Here is a 17,590-nt window from a genome sequence, read left to right on the forward strand (position 1 = left end):
GTGCGGCGGCTTCGCCGTGCCGGTCAGATCGGGAACGTGCCGCGGCGCCAGAACCAGTGGCGGCCCGCGTTCAGGTGGTCGATGACCGCCCGCCGGAGCACCGTGTCGCGCGGCAGCTGGTCGAGCGGCGTCGTGAGATTGCGGAAGACGAACCGGCGTACCTCGACGTCGGCGTCGATCCCTTCCGGCTCCTCGTAGGCCTCCAGCTCGAACCGCTGCTGGAACTTGACGATGTTGGAGCTCGCGGGCAGGTATTCGAGCAGCTGCGGGTCGAGCAGCCAGGAGCCGCAGGAGAACACCGTGTACGCCTCGTCGGGGAAGTGACGGGGGAAGAACGCCCGGGCCTCGTCGAGCGACGCGTCGACCGTTTCGGGCGTCAGCGGACCCGCGTCGGGGATGTGCAGGCCGATCTCCACGCTGCCGCGCTGATGCTGCAGCCGGCCCAGTTCGTAGAGGCCGCCGCGGGCGTGCAAGGTCAGCCACGCCTGCATGACCGGCCAGCCCTCGCCGTTCATCCGCCGGTCGACGCCGAGGTTGCGGCCCAGGTCCGCGAGGGTCGCCCACGATACCGACTCGGAAATCCCGTGGTCGCGGTGATACTCCATGACGACGTCGACCAGCGCCAGGTACGCGTACACGTAGAGGTGCCGCCAGGCGAGGCCCCGTTCGCGCGGCAGTTCCGGACCGGGCGGCAGCCAGCCGCTGCCACCGAGATCGGCGCGTACCAGGGCGATCGTACGGTCGAGCAGCCAGCGCAGTTCCGGAGTCCACAGCGGAGAGTCGGCGTCCGGCCAGCCGGCCATGATCTCGGCCGCGTCGTCCGCGGGCACCTGGAGGCGGTCGAGGATCGCGGGAGCGTCGGCCTTGGCGGGCAACGGCGCCGAGGGCAGGTCGCCGGCGAGCTCGTGCACGCGTTCGACCTCTTCGACGGGTACGCCGAGTCGAGCGGCGACCTCCGCCGGGTGCGCAGCGTTCTCCAGGCCCACAGCGTCTTCCGCGTTCACGGCGCTTTCCAGATCCACGCGGCCGACCCTACCCGACGCCGTGTCGCCCAACCGCCGCCGAGTGCCCGCATCCCAACAGGCGCAACGGCGCCGGACGTCAGGAATGTGGTGATGTCGATGTCAGGCCGCCACGACCGCCTGGAGTAGCTGTGCTGTCTCCCTGATCACGTCGGGTAGCCGGGGGCCGTCTTGGTTGCCGATCCAGCGCTCGAACGCGACCCGGAACACCGCCACTCCCGCCTCGGCGGCCAGGCTCGCGTGCGGCTCTGGTGTACCCGCGTCGCGCAGGGCCTCGGCGGCGGCGGACGAGAGAGCGGCCATCTTCAGCAGTTCGCGCTCGCGCAGCTCCGCGTGGGCGGAGACGACCTGCTGGCGTCGCTCGGCGAAGGCGCGGCGCTCTTCCAGCAGTTCGCCGGCGGCGGCGAAGGCGTCGACGATCACCTCGATCGGCGGGGTACCGGCCGGGCTCGCCGAGATCGCGCCCACCAGCAGATCCTGGAGGACGTGTGAGCCGGAGAACAGCACCTCGCGCTTGTCCGCGAAATGGCGGAAGAAGGTGCGCTCGGTGAGGCCGGCCACCTTGGCGATCTCGGCCACGGTGGTCTGCTCGTAGCCGCGCTCGACGTAGAGCTCCAGCGCGGCCTGTTCCAGCCGGGTACGCGCGTTCGGCTCCCATCGACCCATAGCCGGAATGGTACGCGATGACAGTCCCTGACATCACGTGCTAGGCTGATGACAGTAACTGACATCAAGCACCGGCATCCGCGGCCGGCTCGCGGCCACAGATCGGCAGCACGGCTGAACAGCGCGGACCAGGGCCGGTCGTCACCTCGGAGGTCATCCCATGCACGTCTTCGTCACCGGCGCGTCCGGCTGGATCGGGTCCGCCGTCGTTCCGGACCTGCTCGCCGCCGGCCACACCGTCACCGGTCTGGCCCGCTCCGAGGCGTCCGCCGACGCGCTGACCGCCGGCGGCGCCCAGGCGCTGCGCGGCACGCTGGCCGATCTGGACCTCCTGCGCGCCGCCGCGGGCGACGCCGACGCCGTGATCCACCTGGCGTTCCAGCACGACATCGCGTTCTCCGGCGGCTTCGACGCCGCCGCGACGGCCGACCGCCTCGCCGTGGAGGCCATGGGCGCCGCGCTCGCCGGTTCGGACCGTCCGTTCGCGATCGCCTCCGGTCTGCTCGGCCTGCACGGCGATTCCGGAACCACCGTCACCGAGCTCGGCGGTCACGGCACGGTCGTGGGGGGACAAGGTCCGCGTCAGCGGCACGCGACCGCCGAGTTCACGCTCGCACTTGCCGAGCAGGGCGTACGCTCGTCGGTCGTGCGGCTCGCCCCGACCGTGCACGGAGACGGCGACGAGGGCTTCATGGCGACTCTCGTACGCGTCGCCCGCGATCGTGGCGTCGCCGGCTACCTCGGGGACGGGAGCAGCCGGTGGCCGGCCGTGCACCGGCTCGACGCCGCCCGCCTGTTCCGCCTCGCGATCGAGGAGGCGCCCGCGGGTTCCACGTTGCACGCGGCCGCTGACGAGGGCGTGGGGATGAAGGACATCGCCGAGGTCTTCGGCCGGCACCTGAACGTTCCCGTGGCCGAGATCCCCGCCGCCGACGCCGCGGCGCACTTCACGTGGCTCGCCGGTTTCGTGGGGCTGGACAGCCCGGCATCGAGCGCGCTCACGCGGAAGCTGCTCGGCTGGCGGCCGGAGCAGCCCGGCCTGCTCGCCGACCTCGACCAGGGGCACTATTTCGGCGCCTGACGCCGGACACTCCCGACGCCGGACCGCTCCGCCGCCGGTTCGAGCCGAACGCCAGTGGGACGCGTGGTCCGGACGGCCCCGGCGTCGGGCAGAATCGCGGGTGTGCTCGTGACGACGATCGACTACCACACCGGCGGCGAACCGTTCCGGATCGCGACGTCCGGCGTACCCGAGATTCGTGGTGCCACTGTCCGTGACCGCCGCGAGTACGCGCGTAACAGCCGGACCGTCGACGCCGTACGCCGGTTCGTGTGTCACGAGCCTCGCGGGCACTCGGACATGTACGGATGTTTCCCGGTGCCCCCGGATGACGACGGCGCGCATCTGGGCGTGCTCTTCTGGCACAAGGACGGGTTCTCGACGGCCTGCGGGCACGGCACCATCGCGCTCGGCGCGTGGGCGGTGGAGTCGGGGCTGGTACCCGCGGCGCCCGACGGTACGACGGACGTGGTGATCGACGTTCCCTCCGGTCGGGTGACCGCGCGGGTGGCCTGCCGGGGCGGAGTGATCGAGTCGGTGACGTTCGTGAGCGTCGCGTCCTATGTGCTCGGTCGCGACGTCCCCGTACGCACGGCACGCGGGACCGTCCTGGTCGACGTCGCCTACGGCGGGGCCATCTACGCCAGCGTTCCGGCGAAGGCGTTCGGGCTGACCGTCAGCGCCGAGCACCACGACGCGCTGATCGCGGCCGGGCGGGAGGTCAAGAACGCGCTGGCGGACTCGGAGGTCGCGCGCCACCCGAGCGACGACCGGCTGTCCGGGATCTACGGCACCATCCTGTACGACGACCTCGGCGACACGGACCTCGGCGGGGTCGGCGGCAACCCGCACCAGCGCAACGTGACGATCTTCGCGGACGGCGAGGTGGACCGGTCGCCGTGCGGCTCCGGAACGGCCGCCCGGGTCGCGCTGCTCGCCGCCGACGGCCGGCTCGGCCCCGTCCACGGGAGCCATGAGGCAGGCTCGGGCCGGGTGCTGCGGCACGACTCGATCGTGGGTTCCACGTTCACGGCCAGGGTCGCCGGAACGACCGAGGTCGAGGGACGCCCGGCCGTACTGCCGGAGGTCGAGGGGATGGCGTACCGGACCGGGGAGCACCGGTTCACGCTCGATCCGCGCGACCCCGTCGGCCGTGGCTTCCTCCTGCGCTGAGGTCGACCCTGCCCACACGGCGGGCCTTGGCGCGGTGCGCCTGCCTGGACGGGTGGTGGCGGCGTACCATCACGCGGTGATCAATGGGGTGCACACGATTCTGTTCAGCTCCGACGCCGAGGCGGACCGCGTCTTCCTGCGCGACGTGCTCAGCCTCGACAGCGTCGACGCCGGCGGCGGCTGGCTCATCTTCAAGTCTCCGCCCGGCGAGATCGCGGTGCATCCCGAGACGCCGGCCGAGCCTGCCGCGCCTGAGCCCGCCACCGACGGGCCCGCGGCGCATCACGAGCTGTTCCTGATGTGCGACGACCTCGACGTGACGCTGAGCGGGCTCGCCGCGCGCGGGGTCGAGGTGAACGGCGAGCCGCGCCGCGAGCGGTGGGGCGTCGTCGCGGAGATCCGGCTGCCCAGCGGGTCGCCCATGGGGATCTACCAGCCGGCGCATCCCACGGCCCACGGTCTCTGAGGCCTGTCGACCGGCGGCACCGTCAGGCGCTGCGGCCGGCTGAGATCGCCGACACCACGGGTGCATGCTCGGTCCGCTTATCGTGGGTGCATGGGTGAGGCTGACACTGGCGTGAACGCCACCAGTCATCCGCTCGACGATCCCGTGCGGTCCGCGCTCACCGGACCGCACGCCCATCTGGCCGAAGTGCGTGGCAGAGTCATGCGCTACCCGCCCGACGTCCTGAAGTTCGTCGCGATCCCATACCCGGCCACAGCAGATGATTGGGCCGAAGCGGCCGCGTGGGCCGGACCGGAGCAGGTGGGAGTCGGGGTCGTGGTGGCGCCGCCGGCCGACTGGCTGCTCAGCTCCGTCGGCCAAGGGCTTCAGCTCGTCGAGGACCGCGTCCGACCGCGGTTCGACGCTGAGGCCGTGCGACTGGGACCGGCTGACGTGCCCGAGATCGTCGAGTTCGTCGCCCGCCACCGCAACGGGCGCCGGTTCCCGCCCCGCACCCTGGAAACCGGCACCTACCTGGGATTCCGCCGCGGCGGTGCGCTGGTTGCGATGGCCGGTGAACGGCTGCGTCCGGCCGGCTGGTCCGAGCTCAGCGCCGTGTGCACCGACCCCGCGTACCGCCGTCAGGGTCTCGCCACCCGGCTGGTCCTCGCGCTCGTCGCCGGCATCCACGAGCGTGGCGACGCCGTGTTCCTTCACGTCGAAGGCGACAACGTCGAAGCGATCGCGCTCTACGAGCGGCTCGGGTTCCGGCTGCGCAGGCCGATCTCGATGGCGCGGGTCCACATTCCCCCGAACCCGTGAGTGTCGAGGCGAGAGTGAGGGTCACCGCCATGGCCCGATTCCGACCGGCGGTCCGCGCCATCCTGGTAGATGAAGAAGACCGTGTGCTGCTATGCCGGCTGGAGTTTGCGGAGTCGGGCCGCGACGTCGTCGTTTGGACCGTTCCAGGCGGCGGAGTGGAACCCGGCGAGGACAGGATGACCGCGTTGCAGCGGGAGTTGGATGAGGAGGTAGGGCTTCACCTGACCGCCGATCCGCCGCAGGTATGGCATCAACAGGTCCGCTGGCCGCACCGCGACAACGGCTTCGACGGCGTTCGCAACGACTACTTCCTGGTGCGCACCAGTGCATTCGATCCTCGCGGCTCGATGACCGACGAACAGCTGGCTCAGGAGTGCCTCATGGGATTTCGCTGGTGGAGTCTGAGCGAGCTGCACGAGTATTCCGGGCCCGCCGTGTTCGCACCACCAGGGTTCCCCGCTCTTCTGCGCGCGCTGTTGTTGGACGGAGTACCCGCCAGCCCCATAGCTATCAGCTCGTAGAGGGTTATTCGATCGTCGGACAGCCGACGTTCGGCGAAACTGTCGGGATGGCCCTGGTCTACCTGGTGCAGCACGCGCACAAGCAACCCGAGCCAGGCGACCCGGGCCTGACCGACACCGGTGAGCGGCAGGCCGCAAGGACGGGCCAATGGCTGGGCCGGTTGGGCTTGCGCGCCGTCTACAGCAGTCCCATGCGTCGCGCGTGGCAGACCGCCGAGCCGATCGCCGCGCTGCACGGGTTGACGGTTCGCCCCGATGAACGGCTGCGCGAACGCATGAACTGGGACGGCACTCAGCCGCTGGAGGAGTTCATGGCCGACTGGACCCGCTGCGTGCACGATCGCGACTTCGTGCCACGAGCGGGTGACTCGTCGCGGCAGGCGGGCTCCCGAATGGCCGAATTCTTGCGAGAGGTAGCAGATCAGCCCGGCCCCGTGGCAGCGGTGTCGCATGGCGGCGTCACCGTCGATCTACTGCGTACGCTGCTGGGCGACCAAGCATTGCCGGCGTCATTGCTGTACGAGGGCGTTCCGTCGTGCGCCATCACGACATTCAAGGCGCTGACGGTGGTGGAGATCGCCCATACCGACCACCTGCTGTGAATGTCGGCTGTTGAGTGACCGGCTCGTCGAGCACACCTATTTGGAGGTCCAAGCCCGATGGTGAATGACGACCTTCTTCGCCGGCTTCGGACTGAACAGGCCCGGGCGCTGCTCGACCACGCCGAGCCGCACTACGCGGTGATGCTGGCCTGCGATCTGCTGGTGGCCGGCGTCGACGGCGAAGCCGTGACGGCGCTCGCCTCCGAGTCGGCTCGGAGCCTGCCGGCACACAGCGCGAATCGGCGCCTCGCGGCGGTGGTCTCCGAACTCGGGCTCCCCGAGCTGGCCATGCGTCTCGAAGACGTCCTCGGCGGGCAGGCCGACGATGGACTGCGCAGCGAGCTTGCCGCGTTGGCCCGGACCATCCTGAACCGCTTGACGGCGGGTCAAGAGCGTTATTCGTTCAATGATCTTCGATGGAGTCGCCGGTGGTGCCGTGATCGGCCAGCGACTCGTCCTGAGTGGACGCAACGGCCGGTGGGCTCGTGACCACACAGGAGATCCTCGCCGACCGGCCGTCGCGGGTGGAGATTATGACGGGCTTGACCAGCGGGCAAGTCGATCGTCTGCTTGGCGGCGTTCTCTGCGTGCGAGCGATGGCACAGGAAGCCTGAGCTGTCTGCTGCCGGCGTGCGGTGTGCCTCAGGTCAAGGCGGATACCGCCTGGTACCTGGTGGCCGCACCCAACACGCTGATGATCAGCGCGCTTGCGAACGGCAGCAGCCCCGGCCACCGGACTCCGGGGCGCGGGAAGCGGCTCAGCAGGCGGCGCGAGCGTACGGCACGGTCACACCGCAGGTCCGGTCATCGGGTTGGCATGGTCTGGTAGAGGTCGAAGCCGCGGCGCAGGTAGTTCTCCAGCGCGTACGGGTGGTCGGCGCTCGACGTGTGCAGCCACAACCGGGTCGCGGCGGGCGCCTCGCGGAACGCGATCCGGGCCGCCTCGACCAGGAACGGGCCGCCGACCCCGCCGCCGACATGGGCCGGGACCAGGCCGAAGGTCTCCAGCTCGACCTCGTCGGCGCCGGCCTCGTCCACGGCGAACCGCAGCGACGCCAGCCCGATCGCGGTGCCCGTGCGGCCGTGGAGGACCCCGCCGCGGTGCAGGGTCCAATGGCGGGTGTCGGCGCGGGTCGCGTACTCGGCCCATTGTGGGTCGGTCCAGTGACCCGTCGGCCAGTCCCAGGGGGCGCCGATCGCCACGGTGGTGTCGCGGACGACGCGGGGATCGGTCTGCTCCACGATGGTCACATCGGCCGGGAGGCGGCGCGAGGCGCGTACGGCCTCGGGGGAGCGGACCTCCAGGTAGTACAGGGTCTCACCGGTTCTGCTGCTGGCCGACATGACGCGATCTTGGCAGTGGGCGGGCCGCCGGGGCTACGTGATGATCACCACGCGGGGCGTCAGGGCAGCTGGCCTTCGTACCAGCCGATCTTCGCCTGCAGGTGGCGGTACTGGTCGGCGAGCAGCGCCAGGTGCTCCTCGACCGCCTTCGCGTGCTCCCGCAACAGATTCAGCCGTTCGGTCAGCGTCTGCTCGCCGTCCCGGGCGAGTTCGGCGTACCGCTGCATGTCGCTGATGGGCATGCCGGTGTCGCGCAGGCAGCGCAGGACGCCGAGCCACTCGAGGTCGCCGTCGGTGAAGACGCGGTGGCCGGACGAGCTGCGCACGACCCCGCTCAGCAGGCCGATGCGCTCGTAGTAGCGCAGAGTGTCGAGGCTGAAGCCGCTACGGGTCGCGGCGCCGGAGGGGGTGTAGGTGCTCACCGTGCCAAAGATAGCGGCTTGACCTGGAGCGCGCTCCAGGTTGAATCCTGGGCCGGAACACCGACCACGGAGGGATTTTCAGGATGGAAACGACGAAGCGCACGCTGGGCCGGTCCGGCGTCGAGATCAGCGCGCTCGGCATGGGCTGCTGGGCGATCGGCGGCCCGTACAGCGACGGCACCTCCCACTACGGCTGGGGCGACGTGGACGACGCCGAGTCGATCCGGGGCGTACGCCGGGCGCTGGAACTCGGCGTCACCTTCTTCGACACGGCCAGCAGCTACGGCGCCGGGCACAGCGAGGTCGTCCTCGGGCAGGCGCTGGGCGGCGTTCGGGCCGATGTCGTGGTGGCGAGCAAGTGGGGCTACACGTTCGACGAGGCGAGCCGGACCGCGCTGGGGATGGACGACAGCGTCCCGTACCTGCGGTCGTGCCTGGAGGGGTCGCTGCGGCGGCTCGGTACCGACTACGTCGACGTCTACCAGCTGCACATCGGCGACATGGCGATCCCGCAGGCGCTGGAATTCATCGAGCCGCTGGAGGAGCTCGTCGCCGAGGGCAAGCTGCGCGGCTACGGCTGGAGCACCGACGACCCCGAGCGCGCCGCCGCCTTCGCCGAGGCGGGGCCGCACTGCGTGGCCGTGCAGTACGACATGTCCGTGCTCGCCGACCGGCCCGCGATGGTCGAGACCAGCGAGCGCCTCGGCCTCGCGGGCATCATCCGCGGCCCGCTCGCGATGGGTCTGCTGAGCGGGAAGTACGCCGACGGCCGCGCCGTCGCCGCCAACGACATCCGCGCGATGGACGTGCCCTGGATGACGTACTTCCAGGCCGGTGCCGGGGCGCCCGAGTGGGTCGCCCGCGTCGAACGGCTGCGCGAGATCTTTGCGACCGGTGGGCGTACGCCGGCCCAGGGCGCGCTGGCGTGGCTGTGGGCGCGCAGCGAGACGGCGATCCCGATCCCGGGCTTCCGGTCCGTGCAGCAGGTCGAGCAGAACGCGGGCGCCCTGGAGCTCGGGCCGCTGAGCAAGGAGGAGTTCGCGGCGGTCGAGGACGTGCTCGCGGAGCTCCGCGGCGGGTTCGCCGCCGAGTGAGCCCATGTCCCAGGGGCGGGCGAGTCCCGGGTCAAGGGAAGGTTAAGGCAGCCACAAGACTCGCGCCGCTCATTGTGGACACGCCGAACCTGTTGGTACCACGGACACGATGAGACGCGACGGACTCCGGCGCGGCGGACCCACGGTGGCCCGCCGCGCCCGTTCCGTGGGCGACGATCCGCTCGACGAGTGGACCGCGCTGCTTGCCTCTCCACAATGGACGGAACCGACCGATCGCAGCCGCGACGCGTACTGGCGCGACGGGCACTTCGAGTACGTCCCGGCGGGCCCGGCGGCCCAGCCCCTACAGGCAGCTCAGCCCGCGCAGGCGGTCGCGCCGTGGAAGGACGCCGCCGAGTCCGACCGCGCCGGGCGTACGCTCTTCGTGATCCTGTGCTGGTTCGCGCTCGCGACCAGCCTGGAACTCTGGTGGCTGGACACGCCGGCCGGATCGCTCGCCGCGCCGGCGGACGTGTGGCTGGCGGTCGGCCGCATCACCGGCCTGCTCGGCGGCTTCGTCCTGCTGCTGCAACTGCTCCTGATGAGCCGGGTCGGCTGGCTCGAACGCTGGATCGGCGCGCACGCCCTGCTGGCCTGGCACCGCGAACTGGGCGTCTACGTCCTGCTGGCCGTGCTCGGGCACGTCGCCGCCTCCGTCACCGGGTACGCCCTCCAGCTCGGCGAGCCCATCCTGCCGGAACTGTGGAACATGGCCACCGCGTACCGGGACATGGTGTTCGCCTCGATCGGCACGCTGATCCTCGTCGGCGTGGCCGTCCTCGCGCTGCGGTCGCTGCGCCGGCGATTGTCCTACGAAGCCTGGTACTACCTGCACCTGTCCGCGTACGCGGTGGTGGTGCTCGGGTACTTCCACCAGTTCACGGCCGGGCAGCAGTTCATGGGCGACGGATTCGCCCCGTGGTACTGGCGCGGCCTGTACGCGTTCGTCCTCGGCTGCCTGGTGTGGGGCCGTGTCGTGGCGCCGCTCGTGCTGAACGTGCGGCACCGGCTGCGCGTGGTCGACGTGGTGAGCGAGGGCGACACGCCGGGCATGATGTCGATCTACATCGGCGGCCGGGCGCTCGACCGGCTCCCGGCCCGCGCCGGGCAGTACTTCCGCTGGCGGTTCCTCACCCGCCGCGGCTGGTGGCAGGCCCATCCCTTCTCGCTCTCCGCGGCCCCCCACGCGCGCTGGCTCCGGCTGACCGTCAAGGTCGTCGGCGACCACACGCGGGACCTTCAAGCGCTGCGGTCCGGCGTACGCGTCCTGGCCGAAGGCCCGTCCGGAGTGTTCACCGCGGACCGCAGCGTGCGGCGGCGGGCCCTGCTGATCGCGGGCGGCAGCGGTGTCGCGCCGATCCGGGCGCTGCTGGAGGATCTGCCCCGCGGCACGATCATGATCTACCGGGCGGCCTCCGCGGCCGAGGTCCTCTTCCGGGACGAGTTCGACTGGCTGGCCACGCATCGCGGCGCGTACATCTGCTATGTGCTCGGGGGACGCGACGACCCGGGGCCGCGCCACCTGTTCACGCCGCGCGGGCTGCGCGAGCTCGTGCCCGACGTCGCGCACCGGGACGTGTTCCTGTGCGGGCCGCCGGGCCTGGTGGAGGCGGCCCGCAAGACATTGCGCAAGCTGCGCGTCCGCAGACGGCAGATCCACCTCGACCCGTTCGAGTTCTGACCCGGGCCGGTATCGGCCCGGGGTCCCCAGCCAGAGGAGGCGCGCATGCGACGAGGGGTGACGGCGGTCGTCGCGACCGTGCTCGGCACGGGCCTGATGGTGGGGGCGAAGCTCGGGCACGCCGCGAACACGCAGGAGATCGCGGCGCCGGCGGCGGACGACGTCCACGCGGGCACCGCGCCCGATCCCGGCACGTCCGCGACTCCCGCGAGTACCGGGACCCCGGCCGCTGGGGCAGGTTCTCCGTCCGCCAGACCGCCGGCCACGAGCAAGCCCGCGGCCTCCCGCCCTGCGCCCTCCCCGTCCACCCGCCCGTCCGCGCGGTACAAGGACGGCACCTACACCGGCCCGGCCGTCCGCGAGCGCTTCGGGTCGATCACCGTCACCATCACCGTGTCCGGCGGCCGGATCGCGCAGGCCGCCGCGACCTGCGCGTGCTCCGGCCAGTCCCAGTCGATCAGCCAGAACGCCTTCGGCAAGCTGAATCCGCGTGTCCTGGCCGCTCAGAGTGCTACCGTCGCGTCTGTGTCCGGTGCCACCTACACCAGCACGGCGTACGCGCAGTCGCTCGCCGCGGCCGTCGACGCCGCGCGTACCTGAACGGCGGCCCGGCGTGCGACGCGTCGAACAGATCATGGGCACCGCGATCAGCATCGACGTGGTATCTCCTGCTGATACGCAGGAGGACGTCGCGGAGTTGATCGAAGCCGCGTTCGCCTGGTTCCGGGAGGTCGACGCGCGGTTCTCCACCTACAAGCCCGCCAGCGAGGTCAGCCGGATCGACCGGATCCCCGCATCGGAGCGGTCCGACGACCTGCGCCACGTCCAGGACGCGTGCGCCCGGCTGTGGGAGTTCACCGGCGGCTACTTCGACGCGTACGCGACGGGGAGATTCGATCCGTCCGGCTACGTGAAAGGCTGGTCGGTGCAGGCGGCGTCGGACCGGCTGGCGGCCGCCGGAGCGCTGGACCACTGCATCAACGCGGGCGGCGACGTGTGCGTACGCGGCCGGCCTGCCGCTCCCTCTGGCACTGACGGCGACGACGGCGACGACGGCGACGACTCCGGTCCATATTGGAGGATCGGCGTCCGGCATCCTTGGGAGGAGCGGAAACTGGCCTGGGTGCTCGGCGTCACCGACACCGCCGTCGCGACCTCCGGAACCTACGAGCGCGGCCTGCACGTCATCGACCCGTTCACCGGGCAGGGCGCGCACGAGCTGCGCTCGGTGACCGTGGTCGGGCCGGACCTCGCCCTGGCCGACGCGTACGCGACCGCCGCCCTCGCGATGGGCCGGGCGGGACTGGCCTGGCTCGGCAGGCTCGACGGTTACGAGTCCGCCGTCATCACCGAGGACGGCCGCGCGTACGCCTCCGACGGCCTGCCCGTCCTGGGATGACGGATCCCTACCGCGAATCCGACCAGTGGTAGAACGCCTGCGGCGTGCCGTTGAAGCAGCGCACGAGGACGGTCTCATGCCGGCCCCAGCGGTCGAAGACGACCCGGGCGGGATCGGCCGGACCGCGCCACACGTCGTCGACCCGGTAGCCCTGGGCCGGACTCCACGACTCCAGGTACGCGCCGCCCGGCGTACACCGGGCGACGACGGAACCGGCGGGAGTGCTCAGGATGCGGCCGGCCGCGGCGGGTGACGGACTGCGGCTCGCCCGCACCGAGGGTGAGGCCGACGGTGACGGGCTCGCGGACGGCGAGGGCGACGGAGTCGGTGACAGGATGACGGAGGGTGACGGCAGCGGGGACGGTGACACGTCCTGCTCGACGGTGAGTGACGGCGGCAGGGCCCGATCGACCAGCGCGTCCCCGATCAGCGACAACGCCAGTACGCCGACCGCGGCGGCGGCAGCGGCACCGGCGGCCCACGCGAACACGCCGGCCACGACCCTGCGCAGGCCGGCCGTCCGCTTCCCCGGGGCAGGGGTCACGTCGGCTCGCCGGGACGGATGTCCACGTCAGGAACGTCGCGCTGCACGGGGGCATGATGCCACACGGCACGATAAGGGGAGGGCGTACAGCGCGATAAGGAACGGTTAAGTAGCCGCGGCCCGATTCGTCCACGGTGCGGCTCTCATGATCGAGGCGGGAATGTGGTCGCGCCACGAAGATCGAGGCGGATTTCTGGTCCTCAGGACAGCCGGACGGCCACCTCGATCTTCGCTGCACGACCGCAAATCCACCTCGATCACGGGAAAGGATGATGGCGCGCCAGGCCCACGGTCGCCGTGCCTGATCATGGACTGCCCGGAGCGCAACCGTCCGCTACCGGCGACTCGTCGTCCACCCCGATCCCGTGGTCGGCCAGGAGTTGCGTGAGCCGCTGGACCTCCGCTCGCAGGTACTCGACCTCGCGGACCACGCGGAGCGTGTCCACCGTGGGAGCCCACGCCGTCACCGCGGCCGCGCGGCGTACGAGCACCTCCTTCTCCTCGTCGCGCAGGCGGCCGGCCGTCACGTAGTCGCCGCTGTCGATCGCCGCCTCCTTGGCCCTGCGTACCGCGTCGAGTTCGTTCTGCAGGTCGCGCAGGTGATCAGGAAGGCTCGTCCGATGGACCGGTTCGTGCTCAGGCGCGACTCCACCCCCGTGCACCCTGAGCACGCGATCGATCTCCTCGCGGAGGCGATCCGGGCGGGCGCCCGCCTCGACGAGGAGGCGTGCCGCCGGGGTGGTTCCCTCGACGACCAGGGCGAGGAGGAGATCCTCGGTGCCGAGCAGCTCACCTCCGGTCAGCCGGCTCTCCACCTCGGCGGCACGCAGTACGCGTCCGAGCGAGGAGTCCGGCGTCCCACCCCGCTGGAGGACCGCCAGGGTCTGGGAGCGCAGGTCGGCCACGGGGATGCGCAGGTTCGCCAGCACCTGCCCGACGATGCCGAACCAGCCTTCTTCCGGCGACACGCCGTCGAGTAGGGCGATGAGGTAGTGCTCCGGCGAGATCTGATCATGGCCCAGTTCGGCCGCGTGCTGTGCGGCGGCGTCGGCGACACGGCGGGCCCGGTCGGTCCACCGCGGAGGGGCTGGCTTGTTCATCGGATTCTCCCCGGGATGGTCACCGTCGGCGGAAGGCGGGATGTGAAGGTCCCTCACCACTCTCGTACAAACCGCGCTCGGCCACTAGGGTGTTCGCCGTGGCGCGGTTGTTGCTGGTCGAGGATGACGCCGAGATCCGCCGTGCCCTGATCCGGGCCCTCACCGAGCGCGGCCACACCGTCAGCAGCACCCCGTCGGGGCTGGCCGCCCTGCAGCTGGTCCTCGACGACCGGCCCGATCTCGTCGTGCTCGACCTGGGCCTGCCCGACGTCGACGGGCACCAGGTGCTGCGGATGCTGCGGTCGGTGAGTGCCGTGCCGGTGATCGTGGCGACCGCGCGCGACGGCGAGCAGGCCATTGTGGACGCGCTCGACCTGGGGGCCGACGACTTCGTGCACAAACCCTTCGGCGCGGTCCACCTGGAGGCGCGCATCCGCGCCGTGCTGCGCCGCGGCGACACCGGGCGGGCGCGGGAGCCGATCGTCGTCGGCGAGCTGCGGCTCGACCCCGCGACCAGGGAGGTCAGCCTGGCCGGGGCGCGCGTCGAGCTGTCGCCGCGCGAGTTCGACCTGCTCGCGTACCTGATGCGGCGGCCGGGTGAGGTGGTCAGCAAGCGCGAGCTGCTCGCGGAGGTGTGGCATCAGCCCTTCGCGAGCACCGACAAGACCCTCGACGTGCACGTGTCGTGGCTGCGGCGCAAGCTGGGCGAGGACGCCCGCGCGCCGCGCTACCTGCATACCGTGCGCGGCGTCGGGGTCCGTCTCGCCGAGCCGGCTTAGCCGTGCGCGCCCGCGTCATCCTCCTGGTCGTCGCCACCAGCGCGCTGGTCCTGGCCGGTTTCCTGGTCCCGCTCGCTCTCCTGGTACGCACGACCGCCGCCGACCGGGCCGTCAGCGCGGCCTCGATGGAGGCGCAGGCGCTCGTGCCCGCCGTCGCCGGCACCGACCCGGAGCAGTTGCGCCGCACGGTCGACCAGGCCAACGCGGGGGCCGCGCACCGGATGACGGTGTTCCTGCCCGACGGTACGCAGGTCGGCGCGCCCGCGCCCCGGTCGGCGGCGGTCGGCGAGGCGCAGGCCGGCCAGAGCCTCAGCGCCGACCTGCCGGGCGGCAAGGAAGTGCTGGTCGCGGTGGCGGGGCGGTCGGACGGCGTGGCCGTGATCCGCACCGAGGTCACCGACGACGAGCTGACCGAGGGGGTCGGCAGCGCGTGGCTGACGCTGGCGTTGCTCGGGGGCGGCGTACTGCTGGTCAGCATGATCGTCGCCGACCGGCTCGCGCGCAGCATGATCCGCCCGCTGAGCAGCGTCGCCGTGCTCGCCGAGCAGCTGGCTACCGGCGATCTGGCCGCCCGCGCGGAGGTGACCGGTTCCCGTGAGGTACGCCAGCTCGCCGCCGGCCTCAACCGTCTCGCGCAGCGGATCGGCGGCCTGCTCGCGCACGAGCGGGAGGCCGTCGCGGACCTGTCGCACCGGCTGCGTACGCCGTTGACCGCGCTGCGCATCGACGTCGACGGGCTGTCCGATCCCGCGGAGCGGGCCGTGCTCGCGGCCGACGTCGACGCGCTCGGCCGGGCCGTCGACGAGGTCATCCGGCTCGCGCGCCGCCCGCCGGTGCCGATCACCGCCCGGGTCTGCGACGCCGCGACAGTGGTCCGTGAGCGCGCCGAGTTCTGGTCGCCGCTCGCCGACGAGGAGGAGCGCCCGTTCGAGGTGAGCCTGCCCGGCGTACCGCTGGTGGTGGGGCTGGACGGCGACAGCCTGGCGACGTGCGTGGATGCGTTGCTGGGCAACATCTTCGCCTACACCCCCGACGGTACGCCGCTGCTGGTCACCCTCGACCGGGACGCGGACTCCGGCGGCGCGACGCTGGTCGTGGCGGACCGCGGCCCGGGGCTGGGTCCGGACTGGCAGCCGGGCCGGGGCCGCAGCTCCGGCGGCTCGACCGGCCTCGGCCTGGACATCGTGCACCGCACCGCGGCGGCGTCCGGTGGGGCGATGCATCTGGAACGGACGCCCGGCGGCGGCCTGACCGTCGTCGTGGCGCTTGGCCCGTCCGCGGCCCAGCAGCTGCGCCGCGACGTCGGCGGCCGGCACCGCAGACAATGAGCGCCCGGGCGGCGGTAACCGCGCGGCCGCTGCCGGACATGTCGCTGATATGAACGATGAAGACGCGGCTGATGCTGCACCCGTCAGCGGCGAACGCCCCCGAGCCGAACCCGCCGAACCGATCAGTGCCGAACCGGTCACCGCTGAGCGCCTCCGCTTCGAGGAGCTCTACCGCGCGCACTACGCGGAGCTGACGCGCTTCGCGGCCCGCCGGGTCGGTGCCGACACGGCCGGTGACGTCGTCGCCGGCACGTTCCTCGTCGCCTGGCGCCGGCTGTCCGAGATACCCGCCGACCACCCGCGGGCCTGGCTGTTCGCCACCGCCCGGCTCGTCATCGCCAACGAACTGCGCGCGCGTACGCGTCGCGACCGGCTCTCGGCCCGCGCGTCGGCTGCGGCCCCGGCCCACGTCGACGACCACGCCACCGAGGTCGACGAGCGCGTACGCGTCCGGGCGGTGCTCGCCGAGCTGTCCCCGGCCGACCAGGAGGTCCTCCGGTTGACCGAATGGGAGGGGCTGGACGTGACCGAGGCGGCGCTGGTGCTCGGCTGCAGCCGGACGGCGCTCAAGGTACGCCTCCATCGCGCCCGGCGCCGCTTCGCGCAACGCCTGGCCGCCACCGAATCAGCGGCGGCCCCGGTCGCCCTCGCCACGACCGTTCCCCAGGGGAGTCCGTCATGAACCAGTCCACCGCCCTGGCCCGTCTCCGGGCCGCCGATCCCGCCGCGGACCTTGATCCCGGCGTACCGTCCGCGGTGCCCGATCCGGCCCTGCTCACCGAGATCGCCGCCGAGCCCGCCCGCCGGTCCTGGCTGCGTTCGCCCCGTCGCCGGTGGGCCGCCGCCGGTACCGCCGTCGCCGCTGCCGTCGCCGTCCTGTTCGTCAGCGCGCCCTGGTCGGCTGCCTACGCCGTGGAGAAGCAGTCGGACGGAACGGTGGCCGTCTCGTTCGACGCCGCCCGGCTGGGCGATCCCGGCCGGCTCAACCGCGATCTGGCCCGGGCGGGAGCGCGTACGGTCGTGATGAGGATGGTGTCGCAGGCCGACTGCCCGACGCCGCGGCCCACGCCGGGTGTGCGGCTGCCGGTGGATTACCGCCCGCGCGAGGACGGCGTCGGCATCGTCGTGCGGCCGTGGGAGATCCCGCCCGGCGACATCCTCGTCTTCGGGTACGCGATCCACCAGAAGCCGGGGGACCGTGTGACGCTGGTCCGCCCGATGGTGGTCCACCAGCTTCCGTCCTGCATCGGCGAACCCACGCCGCGCGCCGAGGACGTCCACTGAGGCCGCCCCGCTGAGGCTGCCCATACCATCGTCTGTGCTCGATGCGCGCCCCTGAGGTCCACCCGGATCTCAGGGGCGCGCCCGTGCTGCCGGCCGAAGGTGATTCCGGAAAACCCTTAAATCCTACGGGTGAAGTAGGATATGCACAATGGTTCATTGGTTGAATGTGGGATAGTAGACCGTCGGATTGACGCCCCTGCACGTATCCGGATTGACTAGGGGCATGTTTCGCGAGCTGCGTCTGATCACGCGCTCCCACATCGACTTCGGCCGGGTGTGGTCGAGCTCCTGTCCGGCCTGACCT

At 71.8% G+C, this 17,590-nt stretch carries 22 protein-coding genes; 16 read left to right on the top strand and 6 right to left on the bottom strand.

Annotated elements, in window-relative coordinates; genetic code table 11:
- Nucleotides 1-23: 23 nt before the first annotated feature.
- Both G401_RS0115500 and G401_RS0115505 read right to left on the bottom strand, forming a co-directional pair.
- Complete coding sequence (locus G401_RS0115500) at nucleotides 24-1,016, bottom strand: acyltransferase domain-containing protein (RefSeq protein ID WP_245601735.1); 993 nt, start codon at nucleotides 1,014-1,016, stop codon at nucleotides 24-26.
- Between the two features lie 108 nt (nucleotides 1,017-1,124).
- Nucleotides 1,125-1,688 (bottom strand): TetR/AcrR family transcriptional regulator, encoded by a 564-nt coding sequence (locus G401_RS0115505; RefSeq protein WP_027343221.1) that lies wholly within the window; start codon nucleotides 1,686-1,688, stop codon nucleotides 1,125-1,127.
- Between the two features lie 160 nt (nucleotides 1,689-1,848).
- Between G401_RS0115505 and G401_RS0115510 the strand changes: the two genes are divergently transcribed.
- The 8 genes from G401_RS0115510 (at nucleotide 1,849) to G401_RS58325 (ending at nucleotide 6,925) form a co-directional block, all read left to right on the top strand.
- Complete coding sequence (locus G401_RS0115510) at nucleotides 1,849-2,769, top strand: SDR family oxidoreductase (protein ID WP_027343222.1); 921 nt, start codon at nucleotides 1,849-1,851, stop codon at nucleotides 2,767-2,769.
- Nucleotides 2,770-2,877: 108 nt separating this feature from the next.
- Nucleotides 2,878-3,921 (top strand): proline racemase family protein, encoded by a 1,044-nt coding sequence (locus tag G401_RS0115515; protein WP_245601728.1) that lies wholly within the window; start codon nucleotides 2,878-2,880, stop codon nucleotides 3,919-3,921.
- Between the two features lie 76 nt (nucleotides 3,922-3,997).
- The gene (locus G401_RS0115520; protein WP_027343224.1) at nucleotides 3,998-4,387 is read left to right on the top strand and encodes a VOC family protein; all 390 of its coding nucleotides are present in this window, start codon (nucleotides 3,998-4,000) and stop codon (nucleotides 4,385-4,387) included.
- A 90-nt stretch (nucleotides 4,388-4,477) separates the two neighbouring features.
- Nucleotides 4,478-5,188 carry a GNAT family N-acetyltransferase gene (locus tag G401_RS45955; RefSeq protein ID WP_051366700.1) on the top strand — a complete coding sequence of 237 codons (711 nt, stop codon included), beginning with the start codon at nucleotides 4,478-4,480 and terminating at the stop codon, nucleotides 5,186-5,188.
- A gap of 29 nt (nucleotides 5,189-5,217) precedes the next feature.
- Nucleotides 5,218-5,709, top strand: a complete 492-nt coding sequence (locus tag G401_RS0115530) for an NUDIX domain-containing protein (protein ID WP_027343225.1) — start codon at nucleotides 5,218-5,220, stop codon at nucleotides 5,707-5,709.
- Between the two features lie 47 nt (nucleotides 5,710-5,756).
- A complete protein-coding gene (locus tag G401_RS45960; RefSeq protein WP_051366701.1) occupies nucleotides 5,757-6,311 on the top strand; it encodes a histidine phosphatase family protein in 555 nt (184 codons plus the stop codon).
- A 57-nt stretch (nucleotides 6,312-6,368) separates the two neighbouring features.
- On the top strand, nucleotides 6,369-6,800 hold the full coding sequence (locus G401_RS45965) for a hypothetical protein (RefSeq protein ID WP_051366702.1): 432 nt from the start codon (nucleotides 6,369-6,371) through the stop codon (nucleotides 6,798-6,800).
- Entirely contained in the window at nucleotides 6,797-6,925 is a 129-nt protein-coding gene (locus tag G401_RS58325) for a hypothetical protein (protein ID WP_281174183.1), read from the top strand. The genes G401_RS45965 and G401_RS58325 overlap by 4 nt, the downstream gene beginning before the upstream one ends.
- Nucleotides 6,926-7,115: 190 nt before the next feature.
- Here G401_RS58325 and G401_RS0115550 read toward each other — a convergent pair whose 3' ends face one another.
- Both G401_RS0115550 and G401_RS0115555 read right to left on the bottom strand, forming a co-directional pair.
- Nucleotides 7,116-7,655, bottom strand: a complete 540-nt coding sequence (locus G401_RS0115550) for a GNAT family N-acetyltransferase (RefSeq protein ID WP_027343226.1) — start codon at nucleotides 7,653-7,655, stop codon at nucleotides 7,116-7,118.
- Between the two features lie 59 nt (nucleotides 7,656-7,714).
- Complete coding sequence (locus G401_RS0115555) at nucleotides 7,715-8,077, bottom strand: MerR family transcriptional regulator (RefSeq protein ID WP_027343227.1); 363 nt, start codon at nucleotides 8,075-8,077, stop codon at nucleotides 7,715-7,717.
- 83 nt (nucleotides 8,078-8,160) lie between these two features.
- On the opposite strand from G401_RS0115555, the gene G401_RS0115560 reads away from it, so the two are divergent.
- From G401_RS0115560 to G401_RS0115575, 4 genes are all read left to right on the top strand, one after another.
- Nucleotides 8,161-9,171, top strand: coding sequence for an aldo/keto reductase (locus G401_RS0115560; RefSeq protein ID WP_027343228.1), 1,011 nt, complete (start codon nucleotides 8,161-8,163; stop codon nucleotides 9,169-9,171).
- Nucleotides 9,172-9,280: 109 nt separating this feature from the next.
- Nucleotides 9,281-10,852: a ferredoxin reductase family protein gene (locus G401_RS0115565; RefSeq protein ID WP_084557229.1), complete on the top strand. Its 1,572-nt coding sequence runs from the start codon at nucleotides 9,281-9,283 to the stop codon at nucleotides 10,850-10,852.
- Nucleotides 10,853-10,897: 45 nt separating this feature from the next.
- Nucleotides 10,898-11,452 (top strand): FMN-binding protein, encoded by a 555-nt coding sequence (locus G401_RS0115570; RefSeq protein ID WP_027343230.1) that lies wholly within the window; start codon nucleotides 10,898-10,900, stop codon nucleotides 11,450-11,452.
- Nucleotides 11,453-11,486: 34 nt separating this feature from the next.
- Nucleotides 11,487-12,251, top strand: coding sequence for an FAD:protein FMN transferase (locus tag G401_RS0115575; RefSeq protein WP_027343231.1), 765 nt, complete (start codon nucleotides 11,487-11,489; stop codon nucleotides 12,249-12,251).
- Between the two features lie 7 nt (nucleotides 12,252-12,258).
- On the opposite strand, the gene G401_RS57100 is transcribed toward G401_RS0115575, so the two are convergent.
- Nucleotides 12,259-12,795 carry a septum formation initiator gene (locus tag G401_RS57100; RefSeq protein ID WP_211240748.1) on the bottom strand — a complete coding sequence of 179 codons (537 nt, stop codon included), beginning with the start codon at nucleotides 12,793-12,795 and terminating at the stop codon, nucleotides 12,259-12,261.
- A gap of 305 nt (nucleotides 12,796-13,100) precedes the next feature.
- On the bottom strand, nucleotides 13,101-13,895 hold the full coding sequence (locus G401_RS0115585; protein ID WP_027343233.1) for a Clp protease N-terminal domain-containing protein: 795 nt from the start codon (nucleotides 13,893-13,895) through the stop codon (nucleotides 13,101-13,103).
- A gap of 98 nt (nucleotides 13,896-13,993) precedes the next feature.
- Between G401_RS0115585 and G401_RS0115590 the strand changes: the two genes are divergently transcribed.
- From G401_RS0115590 to G401_RS0115605, 4 genes are read left to right on the top strand one after another with little or no spacing between them, the layout of a single operon-like run.
- Nucleotides 13,994-14,674, top strand: a complete 681-nt coding sequence (locus G401_RS0115590) for a response regulator transcription factor (RefSeq protein WP_027343234.1) — start codon at nucleotides 13,994-13,996, stop codon at nucleotides 14,672-14,674.
- 2 nt (nucleotides 14,675-14,676) lie between these two features.
- Nucleotides 14,677-16,002 carry a HAMP domain-containing sensor histidine kinase gene (locus tag G401_RS45970; protein ID WP_034591740.1) on the top strand — a complete coding sequence of 442 codons (1,326 nt, stop codon included), beginning with the start codon at nucleotides 14,677-14,679 and terminating at the stop codon, nucleotides 16,000-16,002.
- 49 nt (nucleotides 16,003-16,051) lie between these two features.
- Nucleotides 16,052-16,684, top strand: coding sequence for an RNA polymerase sigma factor (locus tag G401_RS45975; RefSeq protein WP_084557231.1), 633 nt, complete (start codon nucleotides 16,052-16,054; stop codon nucleotides 16,682-16,684).
- Nucleotides 16,681-17,286 (top strand): hypothetical protein, encoded by a 606-nt coding sequence (locus G401_RS0115605; RefSeq protein WP_027343235.1) that lies wholly within the window; start codon nucleotides 16,681-16,683, stop codon nucleotides 17,284-17,286. Before G401_RS45975 ends, G401_RS0115605 begins: the two co-directional genes overlap by 4 nt.
- Nucleotides 17,287-17,590: the final 304 nt, after the last annotated feature.

The sequence above is a fragment of the Hamadaea tsunoensis DSM 44101 genome, from assembly GCF_000428945.1.
Classification (GTDB): domain Bacteria; phylum Actinomycetota; class Actinomycetes; order Mycobacteriales; family Micromonosporaceae; genus Hamadaea; species Hamadaea tsunoensis.

Coding starts and splice junctions, on each gene's coding strand:
- G401_RS0115505 (WP_027343221.1), bottom strand. CDS start 1,688: ATGGGTCGATGGGAGCCGAACGCGCGTACCCGGCTGGAACAGGCCGCG.
- G401_RS0115510 (WP_027343222.1), top strand. CDS start 1,849: ATGCACGTCTTCGTCACCGGCGCGTCCGGCTGGATCGGGTCCGCCGTC.
- G401_RS45955 (WP_051366700.1), top strand. CDS start 4,478: ATGGGTGAGGCTGACACTGGCGTGAACGCCACCAGTCATCCGCTCGAC.
- G401_RS0115530 (WP_027343225.1), top strand. CDS start 5,218: ATGGCCCGATTCCGACCGGCGGTCCGCGCCATCCTGGTAGATGAAGAA.
- G401_RS45960 (WP_051366701.1), top strand. CDS start 5,757: ATGGCCCTGGTCTACCTGGTGCAGCACGCGCACAAGCAACCCGAGCCA.
- G401_RS45965 (WP_051366702.1), top strand. CDS start 6,369: ATGGTGAATGACGACCTTCTTCGCCGGCTTCGGACTGAACAGGCCCGG.
- G401_RS0115550 (WP_027343226.1), bottom strand. CDS start 7,655: ATGTCGGCCAGCAGCAGAACCGGTGAGACCCTGTACTACCTGGAGGTC.
- G401_RS0115560 (WP_027343228.1), top strand. CDS start 8,161: ATGGAAACGACGAAGCGCACGCTGGGCCGGTCCGGCGTCGAGATCAGC.
- G401_RS0115565 (WP_084557229.1), top strand. CDS start 9,281: ATGAGACGCGACGGACTCCGGCGCGGCGGACCCACGGTGGCCCGCCGC.
- G401_RS0115570 (WP_027343230.1), top strand. CDS start 10,898: ATGCGACGAGGGGTGACGGCGGTCGTCGCGACCGTGCTCGGCACGGGC.
- G401_RS0115575 (WP_027343231.1), top strand. CDS start 11,487: ATGGGCACCGCGATCAGCATCGACGTGGTATCTCCTGCTGATACGCAG.
- G401_RS0115585 (WP_027343233.1), bottom strand. CDS start 13,895: ATGAACAAGCCAGCCCCTCCGCGGTGGACCGACCGGGCCCGCCGTGTC.
- G401_RS45975 (WP_084557231.1), top strand. CDS start 16,052: ATGAACGATGAAGACGCGGCTGATGCTGCACCCGTCAGCGGCGAACGC.
- G401_RS0115605 (WP_027343235.1), top strand. CDS start 16,681: ATGAACCAGTCCACCGCCCTGGCCCGTCTCCGGGCCGCCGATCCCGCC.